This is a genomic window from Pseudomonas sp. 2835 (assembly GCF_050435905.1).
In the GTDB taxonomy this organism is placed as follows: domain Bacteria; phylum Pseudomonadota; class Gammaproteobacteria; order Pseudomonadales; family Pseudomonadaceae; genus Aquipseudomonas.
Genome location: NZ_JBNDLE010000007.1, coordinates 15,996 through 32,784, shown reverse-complemented (window position 1 = coordinate 32,784; position 16,789 = coordinate 15,996). Strand labels below are relative to the sequence as shown.

The window sequence follows — 16,789 nt, the reverse complement described above, 5'->3', positions numbered from 1 at the left end:
GTCTGAAAAAGATGCTGGATAATAAAGCATGACCCGCTTGACGGCTAGGGCCGTCGGAGACCCTTGTAATGCCCGATCACGATGTACGCTTGCAACACCTGAATGTCTGGCTCGCCGAGCAGCTGGCAAATCTGTTCCATAAACAGGGCTGGGGCACGGTTCCCGCGGGTAGCCTGACCGCCGCCAGCAGCGATGCGAGCTTTCGCCGCTACTTCCGCTGGCAGGCCGAAGGCCACAGCTTTATTGTCATGGATGCGCCGCCACCGCAGGAAAACTGCCGACCATTTGTTGATATCGCCCACTTGCTGGCCACAGCCAAGGTCAATGTTCCGGTCATTCATGCCCAGGACCTTGAGCGCGGGTTCCTGCTGCTCAGCGACCTGGGCACCCAGACCTACCTGGATGTGATCAGCGCCGAGAACGCCGATGGCCTGTTCAATGACGCCATCGACGCGCTGCTGGCCTTTCAGCAGTTGCCGATGGATGCGCCGCTGCCAAGTTATGACGTCGCCCTGCTGCGCCGCGAGCTTGAGCTGTTCCCCGAGTGGTATGTCGGCCGTGAACTGGGCCTGGGCTTTACCGACGCGCAACTGGCCGCCTGGCAGCGCATCAGCAACCTGCTGATCGACAGCGCCCTGGCCCAGCCAAAGGTGCTGGTGCACCGCGACTATATGCCACGCAACCTGATGGACAGCGAGCCGAACCCTGGCGTGCTGGATTTCCAGGACGCGGTGTACGGGCCGGTCACCTATGACATCACCTGCCTGTTCAAGGATGCCTTCCTGAGCTGGCCGCAGGCACGCGTGCAGGGCTGGCTCAAGGATTACTGGCAGCGCGCCCAGGCCAAGGGCATCCCGGTGCAGGCCGATTTCGAGGACTTCCACCGCGCCAGCGACCTGATGGGCGTGCAGCGTCACCTCAAGGTCATCGGCATCTTCGCGCGCATCTGCCACCGCGACGGCAAGCCGCGTTACCTGGCCGATGTACCGCGCTTCTTTGCCTATATAGATGAAGTGATCGCTCGCCGCCCGGAGCTGGCCGAGCTCGACGAGTTGATCGAGAGCCTGCAGGCCGCAGCCGGAGCGCGTCCATGAAAGCGATGATTCTTGCTGCAGGTAAAGGCGAGCGCATGCGCCCGCTGACCCTGCACACGCCAAAGCCGCTGGTGCCAGTGGCCGGCATGCCGCTGATCGAGTACCACCTGCGTGCGTTGGCAGCGGCCGGCTTCAAGGATGTGGTGATCAATCACGCCTGGCTCGGGCAGCAGATCGAGGATCACCTGGGCGATGGTTCGCGCTGGGGCCTGAATATCAGTTACTCACCCGAAGGTGAGCCGCTGGAGACCGGCGGCGGTATCTTCAAGGCCTTGCCGTTGCTGGGCGATGAGCCTTTTGTACTGGTCAACGGCGATATCTGGACCGAGTACGACTTCGCCCGCCTGCCGAATCATCTCGACGGCTTGGCCCACCTGGTACTGGTGGATAACCCTGGTCATCATGGCAAGGGTGACTTCTGTCTGGATAAAGGCCAGGTCAGCGACGCCAACGCCGATGCCGACACCCTGACCTACAGCGGTATCGCCGTACTCGCCCCACAGCTGCTCGCCGACTGCCAGGCCGGCGCTTTCAAGCTGGCGCCGCTGCTGCGCCAGGCGATGTCGGCCGGGCAGGTCAGCGGTGAGCATTTCAGCGGGCACTGGGTGGATGTCGGTACCCTTGAACGCCTGGCTGAAGTCGAGCAACTGCTCGCTGAGCGCCGCTGACATGTTGTGGCCGAGCACAGTGATAGGTGCCGGAGCAGGCTTTGCCATCGCCAGTATTCCCGGGGCGTTGCTGGGGGCGTTGTTAGGCCAGGCGATGGACCGCCGTTTGCAGTTGCACAGCTGGGCGCATGTGCGCGAACGCCTGGGCGGGCGGCCGGTGCTGCGTGACGACGAGGTATTGTTCGTCCTGCTTGGGCGCCTGGCCAAGAGCGACGGGCGGGTGGTCGATGGCCATATCCAGCAGGCGCGGGTGGAAATGCAGCGTCTGGAAATGAGCGAACCGGCCAGGCGCCGCGCCATCGCTGCGTTCAATCGTGGCAAGGGCGGCAAGGAGCGCCTGGGTGTTCATCTGCGCCGCCTGAAGCAACAGCCGCATGCCGCCGAAGGCATGTTGCGCGCGTGCTGGCGCATGGTCTGGGCCGATGGCCAGGCTGGCCGGCATGAACGCGAGCTGCTGCTGGCCTGGGGCCAGGCCCTTGGTTGGTCGGCGGCCAAGGTCCAGGCACTGGCGCTGGACTATGAACCGCAAAAGGCCGTACTGGCCGATGGTACGCTGGGTTATCCACAGGCCTTGCGCATGCTTGGGGTCAGCGCCGACAGCGAAGCCGGGCAGATCAAACAAGCCTATCGGCGGCTGCTCAGCCGTCATCACCCGGACAAGCTGGTGGGCAATGGCGCCAGCCCCGCGCAGGTTCGCGAGGCAACGGAGCGCACTCGCGAACTGCACCAGGCCTATGCCGTCATTCGCAAACGCCGTGGCTTCTAGTCGAGCTTTTCCGGGCTGAGCCAGCCACGGATGCGGCGGAACAATTGCTCCTGTTCCGCCGCGCCGTTGCCTGGCATGGCGGTCAGGCTGACCTGGCGGTAATTGGCGTCCTTCAAGCGTTTACTGGCTTGCAGGCGCTGCTCGGCGGCGCGCCTGGCCTGGGGCAGGGTGGCGTAGAAGAAGTCTGCGGTGGCTACCTTGAGGTTCGGCGCCAGGCTGTCCAGGCTTTGCTCGGCCTGGGCCGGTGTCTGTGCGGCGACCATCACCAGCTTCTGCACTTGGGCCGGTTGCCGTTCGCTCAGGTAACGGGCAGCCCAGTAGGCGCCACTGCCGTTGCCTAGCAAGACAATACTGCGGGCATTCTGTTGTTGGGCATAGGCGACCGCCGCATCGAGGCGGGCGAAGATGCGTTCGGCATCGGCCTTGTCATTCTCGACCGGCGCCTTCGCCTGCTCGACGCTTTCGCTGTTCTCGCTTTCGGCTGCCGTGGCCTGCTCGATGCTGGCGTTGGCATTGGCCGGGGTGTCCTTGACCGGTGCGCTTTCGCCTTGTTCGGCCTTTTTTGCTGGCGCTGGCGTTACTTCGACGCGGGCCTGAGGGGCACTGGCGAGCAAGTCCGGTTGAGCCAGGCTCAGGCTGTGCCAACCGGCATCGGGAAACTTGCGCCGCAGCGGGCCGACGGTTTTCGGCCAGTCGGCATTTTCGCCAGCACCGGCGAGAATGATCAGGGCGCCTTCGGGCTCGGCAGTGTTGGCCGGTTTCCACAGGGCCAGGAAGCTGTCGCTGCCGGCTTGGAGGGTTTGCTGTTCGGCTGCAGGAACCTGGCGTTCCAGGGCCTGGGCGTCTTCCTGGCTGCGTTCGGCCAGCGGTTGGCGTTCGACTGCGGCAGGTTTGCTGTCGGCAGCCGTTTCTGGCGTTTCGCCAGCTGCCGCTTGTGCGGTACAAGGTAGTATCAGTGACAGGCATAACGCCGGCAGCGTCGTGCGATAAAGTGCGAACATGGATCGATCCAGGCCAGATTAATACCGGCAGCCTAATAGTATTTGCTCGGGACGGCCATGCTCGGTGGCCGTCCTACCCTTGATGAGAGTGCAGATGAAGCTTTTGCGCTGCCTGTTGCTTATCGGCTGTTTTTGCCTGCCCTTGATCACCTGGGCGGCTGCGCCTGCGCAGGTGGTGCTGGAGCCGGCCCAACAACAATGGCTTGAGCAACACCGCAGCCTGCGGGTCGGGTTGGTGTTGCAGGCACCTTTCGCCCAGTTCGACCGGCGTCTGCAGCAGCTCTACGGGGTCAACGTCGAGCTGATGAACTGGCTCGGCCGCTCCCTGGGGCTGGACCTTACCTGGCGCAACTTTGCCGATCAGGCTGCCCTTGAGCATGCGCTGCAGGCCGGCGAAGTCGATCTTGCCCCGGGCCTGACCCAGACACCTGCCAGCCTGCGCCTATGGTTGTTCAGCGATCCTTACATGCGCGTGCCGCAATTGATCGTCGGCCCGCGTACCGGCGCGGTGGCGGTGGACCTGGAGAAGCTTGCCAGTACCGATCGGGTCGCTGTGCGCATGCCCAGTACCGTGGCCGACTACCTGCGCGCCACCTATACCAACCTCAACCTGCAAGGCGTGCCTCAGGAGCGCCAGGCTTTGCAGTTGGTGCTCAGTGATCAGGCACGCTTTGCCGTGGTGGATGAAGCGCAGTTGAGCCGCCTGTCACGGGAGAGCGAGTTCAGCGAACTGGTGGTGGTCGGTGATATCGGCCTGCCGCAGTTGCTGCGGGTCGGCTCGCGCCGGGACTGGCCGGAGCTGGCCGGGATTCTTGAGCGCGGCCTGCAAGCGGTGCCGGCCAAGGATCTTGAACAATTGCACCAGCGCTGGCTGGAACCCAAATACCCGCGCCTGAGCGAATCCCCGGGTTTCTGGCAGAACCTCGGTTTGCTGCTGGCTGCGCTGCTGGTCAGTTGCATGGCCATTGTCATCTGGCAGCGTCGGCAACTGCATCAACTCGAACACAGCCTGCTCGCCACCCGCGACACTCTAGCCCAGCGCCAGGCCCGCGAAGAAGCCTTGCGCCTGAGCCAGTTTTCCATCGACCAAAGCACCGTGGGCATTCTCTGGGTCAACTGGGACAGCCATGTGCGCTACGCCAACCGGGCCGCCGAAAGCATGCTCGGTTATGCCTCAGGGGCATTGATCGATCGGCCGTTGATCGATTTCGAGCCCAACCTGCACATGGATCGCTGGCTCGACTTGTGGAAGCGCGCCAGGACCCGTGATGAAGCCCCGCAGCATTTTGAAACCCAATGCCTGCGCGCCGATGGCAGTATGCTTCCGGTGGATGTGTCGCTGAGCTTCCTGCGCTTTCGCGATGCCGAGTACCTGGTGGTGTTTCTCGCCGACGTCACCGAGCGCAGGCGTGCGCTTGCAGCTCTGCGCGAGAGCGAGGCGCGGCTCAAGGGTATTGCCGGCAACGTGCCGGGCCTGGTGTTTCGCCTTGAGCGCAACCCGGCCGAGGGCGAGCTGGAGTTCCCCTATATCAGTGAAGGCAGTGAAGCGCTGGTGGGCTTTGCACCTGCGGCGTTGCAGCATCCAGACATGGGCCTGCGCAACCTGGTGCACCCAGACGACCGCGCCGATTACCACCGGGTCCAGGACCTGGCCCTGGCCACTGACAGCGACTGGTCCTGGCAAGGGCGGATCCTGACCCGCCAGGGCGAGCAGCGCTGGGCCGATATCAAGGCCAGTACCCGAACCCTGGCGGATGGCCGGGTGGTCTGGGACGGAGTGGTCTGGGATATCAGCCAGAGCAAGCGCGTCGAGCTCGAACTGGCCCGTTCCCAGGAACAGCTGCGTGAACTGTCGGCGCACCTGGAAAGCGTTCGTGAGGAAGAAAAAGCCCGTATAGCGCGGGAAGTGCACGATGAACTGGGGCAGATGCTCACAGTACTGAAGCTGGAAACCTCCATGTGCGAACTGGCCTACGCCGAGCTGGATCCCGGCCTCAACGAGCGCCTGGGCAGCATGAAACGCCTGATCGCCCAGTTGTTCCAGCTGGTGCGCGATGTGGCCACCGCCCTGCGGCCGCCGATCCTCGATGCTGGCATCGCGTCGGCCATCGAGTGGCAGGCCCGGCGTTTTGAGGCGCGCACGCAGATCCCTTGCCTGGTGCAAGTGCCAGAGAATCTGCCAGCCTTGAGTGATGCCAAGGCCATCGGCCTGTTCCGTATCCTGCAGGAGGCGCTGACCAATGTCATGCGCCATGCCCAGGCGCATACTGTGCAAATCAGCCTGAGCCTCGACGGCCAGACCCTGCGGCTGACGGTGATCGACGATGGCGTGGGATTTGTCCTGGAGCAGAGTCGGCCGACATCCTTTGGCCTGGTCGGCATGCGTGAGCGGGTGCTCATGCTGGGCGGCAGCATGACCCTGGAAAGCGAGCCGGGCGAGGGCACCAGCCTGAGCGTAGCCATCCCCCTGGATTAGGAGCATTGCGTGATTCGAGTACTGGTTGCCGAAGACCACACCATTGTCCGTGAAGGCATCAAGCAGTTGATCGGCCTGGCCAAGGACATGCAGGTAGCAGGGGAGGCCGGCAATGGCGAACAGCTGCTGGAAACCTTGCGCCATACCGAGTGTGAGGTGGTGCTGCTGGATATTTCCATGCCCGGGGTCAATGGCCTGGAGGCGATCCCGCGGATTCGCACCTTGAACAACCCACCGGCGATCCTGGTGCTGTCGATGCACGACGAAGCGCAGATGGCAGCGCGGGCGCTGAAAGTCGGCGCTGCCGGCTACGCCACCAAGGACAGCGATCCGGCATTGCTGCTGACCGCCATTCGTCGGGTGGCCGGTGGCGGGCGCTACATCGACCCGGACCTGGCCGATCGCATGGTCTTCGAGGTCGGCCTGACCGATGCCCGGCCGCTGCATTCGCTGCTGTCGGAGCGCGAGTTTTCGGTGTTCGAGCGCCTGGCCCAGGGCGCCAACGTCAACGACATTGCCCAGCAACTGGCGCTGAGCAACAAGACCATCAGCACCCATAAGGCGCGGTTGATGCAGAAGCTCAACGTCAACTCGCTGGCGGAGCTGGTGAAGTACGCGATGGAGCACAAGCTGCTGTGAGTGTTCCAGAAGCGACATCGGGTTGACTGCATCGCGGGGCAAGCCCGCTCCTACAAAGTAGGGATCTGTAGGAGCGGGCTTGACCCGCGATAGCCTTCAACCTGCCGAATACATACCCAAAAACGCCACTCTTGTAGGGCAATCCCTACCCCAAGGCTTCCATCCCGCTGATATCAATCTCTCTCCACCGCCGATTTGCGCCGCTTGCCGCCTTCACTAGGCTTTGGATACAGCAGTCATCCAACAAAAAGGTGCGGGTATGAGTGAGGTGAATTCGAGCGCTGCAACCGGCGAAGTGCTGGTCAGCTTCCGTGGTGTGCAGAAGAGCTACGACGGCGAATCGCTGATCGTCAAAGACCTCAACCTGGATATCCGCAAAGGTGAGTTCCTCACCTTGCTCGGCCCGTCCGGTTCCGGCAAGACCACCAGCCTGATGATGCTCGCCGGCTTCGAAACGCCGACCGCAGGCGAGATCCAGCTGGCCGGCCGTTCGATCAACAACGTGCCGCCGCACAAGCGCGACATCGGCATGGTGTTCCAGAACTACGCGCTGTTTCCGCACATGACCGTGGCCGAGAACCTGGCTTTCCCCCTGAGCGTGCGCAACCTGAGCAAGACCGACATCAGCGAGCGGGTCAAGCGTGTGCTCAACATGGTCCAGCTCGACGCCTTCGCCCAGCGTTACCCCGGCCAGCTTTCCGGTGGCCAGCAGCAGCGGGTGGCTCTGGCCAGGGCGCTGGTGTTCGAGCCGCAACTGGTACTGATGGACGAACCGCTGGGTGCCCTGGACAAACAACTGCGCGAACACATGCAGATGGAGATCAAGCACCTGCACCAGCGCCTGGGCGTCACCGTGGTCTACGTGACCCACGACCAGGGCGAAGCGCTGACCATGTCTGACCGTGTCGCGGTGTTCCATCAGGGCGAGATCCAGCAGATCGCCGACCCGCGCACCCTGTATGAAGAGCCGAAGAACACCTTCGTCGCCAACTTCATCGGTGAAAACAACCGCATCAATGGCCGCCTGCTCAGCCACGACGGCGAGCGTTGCCAGGTACTGCTGCCGCGCGGCGAGAAGGTCGAGGCGCTGGCGGTCAATGTCGGCCAGGCCGGCGAGCCGGTAACCCTTTCGATTCGCCCCGAGCGCGTGCGCCTCAACGGTCACAGCGAAAGCTGCGTCAATCGCTTCTCCGGGCGGGTAGCCGAATTCATCTATCTGGGCGACCACGTGCGGGTGCGCCTGGAAGTCTGCGGCAAGGCCGATTTCTTCGTGAAGCAGCCGATTGCCGAACTCGACCCGGCCCTGGCCGTGGGCGATGTGGTACCGCTTGGCTGGCAGGTGGAGCACGCCCGCGCGCTTGATCCTCTGCTGGAAGCCAATTGAAGGTTTGCTTCACCAACCCTGTTCTGTGGAGAGAATAATAATGCTCAAGCACTTGAAGTTGACCGCCCTGACCCTGGGCCTGTTCGCGGCGACCCAGGCCATGGCGGCGGCCGACCTGACCGTGATTTCCTTCGGCGGCGCCAACAAGGCGGCCCAGGTCAAGGCGTTCTACGAGCCATGGGAAAAGGCGGGCAATGGCAAGATCGTCGCTGGCGAGTACAACGGTGAAATGGCCAAGGTCAAAGCCATGGTCGACACCAAGAGCGTGTCGTGGAACCTGGTGGAAGTCGAATCGCCGGAGCTGGCCCGTGGTTGCGACGAGGGTATGTTCGAAGAGCTTGACCCTGCGCTGTTCGGCAACGAGTCCGACTATGTTCCCGGGGCTATCCAGCCTTGCGGTGTCGGCTTCTTCGTCTGGTCCACGGTCATGGCCTACAACGCCGACAAACTGAAGACCGCGCCGACCAGTTGGGCGGATTTCTGGGACACCAAGCAGTTCCCGGGCAAGCGTGGCCTGCGCAAAGGCGCTAAATACACCCTGGAGTTTGCCTTGATGGCCGACGGCGTTGCGCCCAAGGACGTCTACAAGGTGCTCGCCACCAAGGAAGGCCAGGATCGCGCCTTCAAGAAACTCGACGAACTCAAGCCGAGCATCCAGTGGTGGGAAGCCGGCGCACAGCCGCCGCAGTACCTGGCCTCGGGTGACGTGGTCATGAGCTCGGCCTACAACGGCCGGATTGCCGCAGTGCAAAAAGAGAGCAACCTGAAAGTCGTGTGGAACGGCGGTATCTACGACTTCGATGCCTGGGCCATCCCCAAAGGTGCCAAGGACGTTGAAGCGGCGAAGAAATTCATCGCTTATTCGGTCCAGCCTGAACAGCAGAAGATCTATTCGGAAAACATCGCCTACGGGCCAGCCAACTCCAAGGCTGTCGCCCTGCTGTCCGACGAGATCAAGAAAGACATGCCGACCACCCCGGAAAACATCGCCAACCAGGTGCAGATCGACGTGGCGTTCTGGGCTGACAACAGCGAGCAGCTGGAGCAACGCTTCAACGCCTGGGCTGCCAAGTAAGGGCTGCTGATGGGGCGTCGGCTTGCCGCCGGCGCTCCTTGTTCTCAAGATTTCGGAGTTCGCTATGGCCATCGCAGTGCCCCTGAATGAAGGCGCCGGTTCCAACCTCAAGCAGCGCCTCAAGCGCGCCGAGCGGGTCAACCGCTGGAAGGCGCAAGCGCTGATCGCGCCGCTGGCGCTGTTTCTGCTGCTGGTGTTCCTCGTGCCGATTGCCGCGCTTTTGTACAAGAGCGTGGGTAACCCGGAAGTGGTGGGCGGTTTGCCGCTGACTGTGGCGGCCGTAGCCGAATGGGATGGCAAGGGTCTGCCAGGGGAAGCGGTATACAAGGCGCTGAGCGAAGACCTGGGGCAAGCACGCAAGAACCAGACCCTGGGCGATACCTCCAAGCGTCTGAATATGGAGCTGGCCGGCTATCGCAGCCTGCTGGCCAAGACTGCCCGGGCGTTGCCGTTCAAGACCGAGCCGGCCTCCTATAAAGAAGCCCTGCAGGAGCTGGATGAGCGCTGGGGCGATCCGGCCTACTGGCAGGCGATTCGCCGTAACACCAGTAGCGTCACCCCGTTCTACCTGCTGGCGGCCCTCGACCATCGTATCGACGATCTCGGGGAGCTGGCCAAGGCCACCCCGGACCAGGCCATCTACCTGGACATCTTCGCCCGTACCCTGTGGATGGGTTTCGTCATCACCGCCATCTGCCTGGTGCTCGCTTATCCACTGGCCTACCTGCTGGCCAACCTGCCGACCCGGCAGAGCAACCTGCTGATGATTCTCGTGCTGCTGCCGTTCTGGACCTCGATCCTGGTGCGGGTCGCGGCCTGGATCGTGCTGCTGCAATCGGGCGGGCTGATCAACAGCGCGCTCATGGCCATGGGCATCATCGACAAACCGCTGGAACTGGTGTTCAACCGCACCGGGGTGTACATCTCGATGGTGCATATCCTGCTACCGTTCATGATCCTGCCGATCTACAGCGTGATGAAGGGCATCTCGCCGACCTACATGCGTGCGGCGATATCCCTGGGCTGTCATCCGTTTGCCAGCTTCTGGCGGGTGTACTTCCCGCAAACCTACGCCGGCGTAGGCGCGGGCTGCCTGTTGGTGTTCATCCTCGCTATCGGCTACTACATCACCCCGGCGCTGCTCGGCAGCCCCAACGATCAGATGGTCAGTTACTTCGTGGCCTTCTACACCAACACCAGCATCAACTGGGGCATGGCGACCGCGCTAGGCGGGCTGCTATTGCTGGCCACCGTGCTGCTTTACTTGATCTATAGCTGGCTGGTCGGCGCCAGCCGCCTGCGCCTGAGCTGAGGAGCGTTGTCATGCTGAGCCCCTACATGTCGCCCGTCGAGCGGGTCTGGTTCTACAGCTTGCGCATCCTTTGCGGGATGATCCTGTTGTTCCTGGTGTTGCCGGTGCTGGTGATCATTCCGCTGTCGTTCAACTCCGGCAGCTTCCTGGTCTATCCGCTGCAGGGGTTTTCGCTGCAGTGGTACCACGATTTCTTCGCCTCGGCCGAGTGGATGCGGGCGCTGAAGAACAGCATCATCGTCGCCCCGGCGGCGACGGTGCTGGCGATGATCTTCGGCACCCTGGCCTCGATCGGCCTGACCCGCGGCGATTTCCCCGGCAAGTCGCTGATCATGGCCTTGGTAATTTCGCCCATGGTAGTGCCGGTGGTGATCATCGGTGTGGCCAGCTACCTGTTCTTTGCCCCGCTGGGCATGGGCAACAGCTTTATCTCGCTGATCCTGGTGCATGCGGTGTTGGGTGTGCCGTTCGTCATCATCACCGTTTCGGCGACCCTGCAGGGCTTCAACCACAACCTGGTGCGCGCTGCTGCCAGCCTTGGCGCCTCGCCGCTGACCACCTTCCGTCGGGTGACCTTGCCGCTGATTGCCCCGGGGGTGATTTCCGGTGCGCTGTTCGCCTTCGCCACGTCGTTCGATGAGGTGGTGGTCACCCTGTTTCTTGCCGGCCCCGAGCAGGCGACCCTGCCACGGCAGATGTTCAGCGGCATCCGCGAGAACCTCAGCCCGACCATCGCCGCCGCCGCGACCTTGCTGATTGCCTTCTCGGTGGTGCTGTTGCTGACCCTGGAGTGGTTGCGTGGGCGTAGCGAGAAGCTGCGTACCCAGCAGCCGGGTTGAGTCCTTTATCGCGGCCAGCCCGTTCCTACAAAACAGTAGGAGCGGGCTGGCCCCGCCATGCTTGATACCGGTCAGCCCCTGAGCGTTTCCCTGAGGTACAATGCGCGCCACTGTGATTCTGCCTACAGGTGCGCCATGCAGCCCTACGCTATTGCCCCCTCGATTCTTTCTGCCGACTTCGCCCGCCTGGGCGAGGAAGTCGACAACGTCCTGGCCGCGGGTGCCGACATCGTTCACTTCGATGTGATGGACAACCATTACGTGCCCAACCTGACCATCGGCCCGATGGTCTGCACCGCCCTGCGCAAATACGGCATCACCGCGCCGATCGACGTGCACCTGATGGTCAGCCCGGTCGACCGCATCATCGGTGACTTCATCGAAGCCGGCGCCAGCTACATTACCTTCCATCCGGAAGCCACCCTGCACATCGATCGTTCGCTACAGTTGATTCGCGACGGCGGTTGCAAGGCCGGCCTGGTGTTCAACCCGGCGACCCCGCTCGACACCCTCAAGTACGTGATGGACAAGGTCGACATGATCCTGTTGATGAGCGTCAACCCAGGCTTTGGTGGCCAGAAATTCATCCCCGGCACCCTCGACAAGCTGCGCGAAGCCCGCGCGCTGATCGATGCCAGCGGCCGTGATATCCGTCTGGAAATCGACGGCGGCGTCAACGTCGGCAACATCCGTGAAATCGCTGCTGCTGGCGCCGACACCTTTGTCGCCGGTTCGGCGATCTTCAACACCCCGGACTACCGTGAGGTGATTGCCAAGATGCATGCCGAACTGGCCCTGGCCCGCCCATGAGTGGCTTCGAGCAGCTGTTCCCCGGCGCCCTGCCCAAACTGGTGATGTTTGATCTGGACGGTACCCTGATCGATTCGGTACCGGACCTGGCAGCGGCGGTGGATAACATGCTGCTCGCAATGGGCCGCCCGCCCGCCGGCCTTGAGGCGGTACGCCACTGGGTCGGCAATGGTGCGCCGGTGCTGGTGCGCCGGGCGCTGGCCGGTGGCCTCGACCACCAAGCGGTCGATGACGACGAAGCCGAGCGGGGCCTGGAACTGTTCATGCAGGCCTACGCCGAAAGCCATGAGCTGACGGTGGTCTACCCCGGCGTGCGCGACACCCTCAAGTGGTTGCACAAGCAGGGTGTAGAAATGGCCCTGATCACCAACAAGCCCGAGCGCTTCGTTGCGCCCTTGCTTGATCAGATGAAGATTGGCCGTTATTTCCGCTGGATCATCGGCGGCGACACCCTGCCGCAGAAAAAGCCCGACCCGGCTGCCTTGTTGTTCGTGATGAAAATGGCCAGCGTCGAGCCCGAGCAGGCGCTGTTCGTCGGCGACTCGCGCAGCGACGTGCTGGCCGCCAAGGCCGCCGGGGTCAAGTGCGTCGGCCTGACCTATGGCTATAACCATGGCCGGCCGATCAGCGAAGAGGCGCCGTGCCTGGTCATCGATGACCTGCGCGCGCTGTTGCCTGGTTGCTTAGATCCGGCCACTGGGATAACGTTGACGGACGTTCAATCCCCCTCAGATCGAGATTCCATCGTGGCGGTTATCGGCAAACTCTGGATGAAAGTCATCAAGGCCCTGGCCCGCTGGCGTTGGCGCGCCTGACTGCTATCCGCCGGCCCGCGCCGGCCTGCTTGCCTGCCTGACCCATCTGCTGCTTGCCACGAGGCTATCATGACCCGCGAAGAATTCCTGCGCCTGGCCGCTGCCGGCTACAACCGCATTCCCCTGGCCTGCGAGACCCTGGCCGACTTTGACACGCCGCTGTCGATCTACCTGAAACTGGCTGACCACGCCAACTCCTACCTGCTCGAATCGGTGCAGGGCGGCGAGAAGTGGGGGCGTTACTCGATCATCGGCCTGCCGTGCCGCACTGTGTTGCGTGTGCACGATCACCAGGTGCGGATCAGCCACGACGGTGAACTGATCGAGCAGCATGAAGTGGAAGATCCGCTGGCCTTCGTCGAAGCCTTCAAGGAGCGCTACCAGGTGCCGACCATCGCCGGCCTGCCGCGCTTCAACGGTGGCCTGGTCGGCTATTTCGGTTATGACTGCGTGCGTTATGTCGAGCGGCGCCTGGGCAAGTGCCCGAATCCTGATCCGCTGGGCGTGCCGGACATCCTGCTGATGGTGTCCGATGCCGTGGTGGTGTTCGACAACCTGGCCGGCAAGATGCACGCCATCGTCCTGGCCGATCCGGCTGAACAAGACGCTTACGAAAACGGCCTGGCCCGGCTCGAAGGCCTGCTCGAAAAACTGCGTCAGCCTATCGCCCCGCGCCGCGGCCTCGACCTGGGTGGCCCGTTGCCGGCAGAGCCTGAGTTCCGCTCAAGCTTTACCCAAAGCGACTACGAGCGTGCGGTCGATACCATCAAGGAATACATCCTCGCTGGCGACTGCATGCAGGTGGTGCCGTCGCAGCGCATGTCCATCGACTTCAAGGCCGCGCCGATCGATCTGTACCGGGCGCTTCGTTGCTTCAACCCGACGCCGTACATGTACTTCTTCAATTTCGGCGACTTCCACGTAGTCGGCAGCTCGCCGGAAGTGCTGGTGCGGGTCGAAGACAATCTGGTTACCGTGCGCCCGATCGCCGGTACCCGCCCACGCGGCGCCACCGAAGAGGCTGACCGCGCGCTGGAAGAAGACTTGCTGTCTGACGACAAGGAAATCGCCGAGCACCTGATGCTCATCGACCTTGGCCGCAACGATGCTGGCCGGGTTTCGGAAACCGGTTCGGTCAAAGTCACCGAGAAAATGGTGATCGAGCGTTATTCCAACGTCATGCACATTGTTTCCAACGTCACCGGCGAGCTGAAACAGGGCCTGAGCGCCATGGATGCATTGCGTGCGATCCTGCCGGCGGGCACCTTGTCCGGGGCGCCGAAAATCCGCGCCATGGAAATCATCGACGAGCTTGAGCCGGTCAAGCGTGGCGTCTACGGTGGTGCAGTGGGGTACTTTGCCTGGAACGGCAACATGGATACCGCGATTGCCATCCGTACCGCAGTGATCAAGGACGGCGAGCTGCATGTGCAGGCGGGTGGTGGCATTGTTGCCGACTCGGTGCCAGCGCTTGAGTGGGAAGAAACCATCAACAAGCGCCGGGCAATGTTCCGTGCGGTGGCGCTGGCCGAGCAGACGCCGCGTAGCTGAGCCTGATCCACGGCGCCTGTTGGTAGCAGGCGCCGTTTTCCCTCCCTAGAACTCCAGGCTTAATGCCAGGTTGATCCCCTGCTGGGTCAGCTCGTCGCTCTTGCGCCAGTTGTAGCTGCCGCGCAGGGCCAGGCCTGGTGCGAGGGTCTGGCTCAGACCCAGGGTTGCCCGGTTCAGATTGCTCTGCGGGGTGTAGCCGGTCAGGGTGAAATCATTGCCCGGAAGGCTGTTGAGGTGGATGGTCAGGTCCTGCTGGTCGTCCTCGAACTCGTGTTCGTGAGCGACTTCGGCGAACAGCAAAGTACTGGGCCCAGCCTGGTACTTGCCCTGCAGGCCCAGGCCCAGGCGCCGCGATTCGCGGTCCTGATCGTCGAAGCTCAGGGCGGTGGCGCGGGTGCCTTTCTCCGAATAGCCATCGACTTTTACCCGCGCATAGTCGGCGCTGACAAAAGGCGACAGGTTCCACTGGCTGCCGGGCGCCGCCAGGTCATAACCCAGGCGTGCGGCGAAGGCCCACAGTTCGCCATCGGTGTCACCTTTCTCGCTGCGATCATTCACGCCCAGGGCGAAGGTGCGCTTCAAGTCGCTGTAGTCCAGGTGCCCGCCGGTCAGGGCGGCATCGGCCCACCACTGGTTTCGCTGGAACTGCACGAAGGCCGTGGCCAGGTAGCTGTCGAGCTTGTAATCGGAGTCTTGCTCGCCGGCTTCAAGCTTCTGCTGGTAAACGCCGGTAGCCACGCCAATACGCCAAGCCTCGTCCAGGCGATAACTGCCGCCAAGGGTCAGGTTATAGCCATGGCCGTCGGCGCTGGCCGAGCTGCGCTGGCTGTCGATATCCAGATTCTGCCCACCGGCGGCAACGATGGCTTGCCATTGGCCAACCGGCTGCCAACTGCCTTGCCACTGGTTGCGCAGTTCATCCTGGTGCGCACGCAGGCTGGCGTGGGCCATTTCAGGTAACAGCGTCAGCTCCCATGGCGCGGAGAGGATCGAAAAGGCGTAGTCGGCAATCAGCTCCTGCCCAGCGGTGGTGGGGTGGACCGAATCGTTGAACAGCAATTTGCTCGGATCGGGCGTAACGCCGTTGATACCGTAGGTTGCGTTCTGCACGCAGCCATTGCCGCTGAAGCAGGTGCCAACCAGGTTCTGCCCGCTGGCCAGGCCGAACTGCGCTGGGGTCGCCAGGGCTTCCTGCAGTAGCAGTGGCACATTGAGCGGAATGATCTGCGCGTCGATCTGGCTCAGTTGGCCGACCAGTTGCTGGTTGAAGAGGCTGCTCAGCTGCGAAGCCGGGCCCTGCATCGGTGTGCCGTTGATGGCCGGGGTCAGACCCAGGTCGGGCAGCAGCCAGACCATGATGTACTGCGCGCCACCCTGTTGCAGGGCTTGGGCGCTGGCGGCCAGGCGATTGGCGGCAGCTGCGGCGGTTGCCGGGCTGGTGATCTGGCCCTGGAGGAAGTCGTTGCCGCCACCGGTCAGGTAGTAAAGCGCGTTGGGGTCGGCGCGCAGACCACCGGCCAGATAGCCCGGGCGTTCGCGCAGCACGGTGCCGGCGCCGGGGTTGCCCGGTGGAATGATCACGTCGGAAGTACCAGTGATCGAGTCGAGAATCTGGTCGGTACGGTAACCACCCACTGCCCAGTTGTTGCCGTCCGGGCGACCCAGCGCGGCATTGACTGGCGAGGTTGATGCGCCCAGGTCAGCCGCCGCAACGCCAAGCTGGGCGCCCAGCAACATAGGCGAAACCGCCCCGAAGGCTTCGCCATTGCCGTAAGTTGGCCCGACCCGGTTGGTAAAGCGCTGGGTGGCGCCCGCCGGGCCATTGCTGTCGGGGAACTGCCCGGCGTCGGCAAGGCTGTCGCCGAAGACGATCAAGGTCGAGTAGGGGGAGGGCGCGGCATGGGCGCCGGAGCAGGCCAGGGCCAGCAGCGAGAATGCACAGGGCAACAGGGAGCGCGCTTTCAACATCGCAAAGATCCTTTTTCGTTGTTGTTATCGGATGACGCCTTACGACGTTAGCAAAAGATTCCGCGCGTCTTCCATCGCTAAAGCGTTTCGGCATGCCTCCGTCATATTGCGTGTACCGCGCCGGTAGGCTACTGTGCGGAAACGTATGAACGAGACCTACCCCGTGTTGATCGTCAGCAAACTCTTGATGCGCGTTATCAAGGCCCACGCCCGTTGGCGTTGGCGCGCCTGACTTTATCTCTTGCCGGTTAGCCGGCCCTGTACCGCTTTGCCTTTCTGAACGCTTTACCTGCTGTAGCCGGCTCATGCTGGTGTGCACCGGGAGGCTCGCACCTGTAGCACCAAGCACAGGCACATCGAAAGGCATGTATTCAAAGTCAGTAGATGCAAG

The 16,789-nt window shown here is 62.9% G+C and carries 14 protein-coding genes; 12 read left to right on the top strand and 2 right to left on the bottom strand.

Annotated elements, in window-relative coordinates:
* The first annotated feature begins 68 nt into the window (after positions 1-68).
* The 3 genes from ABIE20_RS12020 to ABIE20_RS12010 are packed head-to-tail and all read left to right on the top strand — an operon-like array spanning position 69 to position 2,528.
* Positions 69-1,094, top strand: coding sequence for an aminoglycoside phosphotransferase family protein (locus tag ABIE20_RS12020; RefSeq protein WP_429505287.1), 1,026 nt, complete (start codon positions 69-71; stop codon positions 1,092-1,094).
* Positions 1,091-1,762 carry an N-acetylmuramate alpha-1-phosphate uridylyltransferase MurU gene (gene murU / locus ABIE20_RS12015; protein WP_429505286.1) on the top strand — a complete coding sequence of 224 codons (672 nt, stop codon included), beginning with the start codon at positions 1,091-1,093 and terminating at the stop codon, positions 1,760-1,762. Before ABIE20_RS12020 ends, murU begins: the two co-directional genes overlap by 4 nt.
* A gap of 1 nt (position 1,763) precedes the next feature.
* Entirely contained in the window at positions 1,764-2,528 is a 765-nt protein-coding gene (locus ABIE20_RS12010; RefSeq protein ID WP_429505491.1) for a DnaJ domain-containing protein, read from the top strand.
* On the opposite strand, the gene ABIE20_RS12005 is transcribed toward ABIE20_RS12010, so the two are convergent.
* On the bottom strand, positions 2,525-3,529 hold the full coding sequence (locus ABIE20_RS12005) for an alpha/beta hydrolase family protein (RefSeq protein WP_429505285.1): 1,005 nt from the start codon (positions 3,527-3,529) through the stop codon (positions 2,525-2,527). The genes ABIE20_RS12010 and ABIE20_RS12005 overlap by 4 nt on opposite strands.
* 94 nt (positions 3,530-3,623) lie before the next feature.
* On the opposite strand from ABIE20_RS12005, the gene ABIE20_RS12000 reads away from it, so the two are divergent.
* The 9 genes from ABIE20_RS12000 (at position 3,624) to trpE (ending at position 14,430) form a co-directional block, all read left to right on the top strand.
* On the top strand, positions 3,624-6,005 hold the full coding sequence (locus ABIE20_RS12000) for a PAS domain-containing sensor histidine kinase (RefSeq protein ID WP_429505284.1): 2,382 nt from the start codon (positions 3,624-3,626) through the stop codon (positions 6,003-6,005).
* 9 nt (positions 6,006-6,014) lie between these two features.
* Positions 6,015-6,644: a response regulator gene (locus ABIE20_RS11995; RefSeq protein WP_429505283.1), complete on the top strand. Its 630-nt coding sequence runs from the start codon at positions 6,015-6,017 to the stop codon at positions 6,642-6,644.
* A 259-nt stretch (positions 6,645-6,903) separates the two neighbouring features.
* Positions 6,904-8,028, top strand: coding sequence for an ABC transporter ATP-binding protein (locus tag ABIE20_RS11990; RefSeq protein ID WP_038998451.1), 1,125 nt, complete (start codon positions 6,904-6,906; stop codon positions 8,026-8,028).
* Positions 8,029-8,068: 40 nt separating this feature from the next.
* Complete coding sequence (locus ABIE20_RS11985; RefSeq protein ID WP_429505282.1) at positions 8,069-9,103, top strand: ABC transporter substrate-binding protein; 1,035 nt, start codon at positions 8,069-8,071, stop codon at positions 9,101-9,103.
* Between the two features lie 64 nt (positions 9,104-9,167).
* On the top strand, positions 9,168-10,415 hold the full coding sequence (locus tag ABIE20_RS11980; protein ID WP_429505281.1) for an ABC transporter permease: 1,248 nt from the start codon (positions 9,168-9,170) through the stop codon (positions 10,413-10,415).
* 11 nt (positions 10,416-10,426) lie between these two features.
* Entirely contained in the window at positions 10,427-11,254 is an 828-nt protein-coding gene (locus ABIE20_RS11975; RefSeq protein WP_429505280.1) for an ABC transporter permease, read from the top strand.
* A gap of 135 nt (positions 11,255-11,389) precedes the next feature.
* Positions 11,390-12,064, top strand: a complete 675-nt coding sequence (gene rpe / locus ABIE20_RS11970) for a ribulose-phosphate 3-epimerase (RefSeq protein WP_045199313.1) — start codon at positions 11,390-11,392, stop codon at positions 12,062-12,064.
* Positions 12,061-12,879: a phosphoglycolate phosphatase gene (locus tag ABIE20_RS11965; protein ID WP_429505279.1), complete on the top strand. Its 819-nt coding sequence runs from the start codon at positions 12,061-12,063 to the stop codon at positions 12,877-12,879. Before rpe ends, ABIE20_RS11965 begins: the two co-directional genes overlap by 4 nt.
* 69 nt (positions 12,880-12,948) lie before the next feature.
* Entirely contained in the window at positions 12,949-14,430 is a 1,482-nt protein-coding gene (gene trpE, locus ABIE20_RS11960; RefSeq protein ID WP_429505278.1) for an anthranilate synthase component I, read from the top strand.
* Positions 14,431-14,475: 45 nt separating this feature from the next.
* On the opposite strand, the gene estP is transcribed toward trpE, so the two are convergent.
* Entirely contained in the window at positions 14,476-16,398 is a 1,923-nt protein-coding gene (gene estP / locus ABIE20_RS11955) for an esterase EstP (RefSeq protein ID WP_429505277.1), read from the bottom strand.
* Positions 16,399-16,789 lie beyond the last annotated feature (391 nt).